Here is a 725-nt window from a genome sequence, read left to right on the forward strand (position 1 = left end):
TGATATGCCATCAGATATTCACTACAACATGGATACGTCAGGATTATCTCATTCAGAAAGTCAGCACTACGGCTTGTATGTTTAGGATTTAGTAACTCTGAATGAACAGTGGCAAGTACTGGCAGGTGTGCGTTTTGCTTACGACAAAACTAAGAGCAGTAAGGGTGTAGAGAAAAGTTACAACAATATCCTCCCTAAAGCTGGCCTGATCTATTCCCCAGCGCAGAATGGTTCTATTTATGCAGTTTACTCAGAGAGCTTTGAGCCAGTAGCGGACATTTCTGAAGAAAAAGATGTTAACTTTGGAAAGAGCAAGACGCTAAGAAAGGTACCCTATACGAAGTAGGTACTAAGTGGGAACTGTTTGATGAGCGTTTGTTTGTTTCTGGTGCACTATTCCAGATTACACAGTCAAACATGCAAGTTACTGAAGCCCTGGATTTGCCAATTGGAAATATCGATCAGATTACTACCCAAGTTGGTGAACAAGTTCATACAGGTGCGGAGCTTGCAGCGACTGGTTTCGTAACTGAAGCATTATCACTAAGCGCTTCTACTATGTTCCTTGATGCTGAGTACAAAAACGACCCTGCACTAGAAGGTAAGACACCTGCAGACGTTCCAGAGTTCACAGCAAGCATCTGGTCAACATACGCGTTCAATAATGGCACAGATGTAAACCTAGGTGTTTATCACGTAGGCGAGCGTTACACTGAAAGTGCGAA

General features: G+C 42.9%; 1 pseudogene. It reads left to right on the forward strand.

Features of this window, described 5'->3' with window-relative positions:
• Positions 1–725 (forward strand): annotated as a pseudogene (locus tag KIV40_RS34380) (TonB-dependent receptor); the annotation flags it as partial.

The sequence above is a fragment of the Vibrio sp. D173a genome (assembly GCF_030248475.1).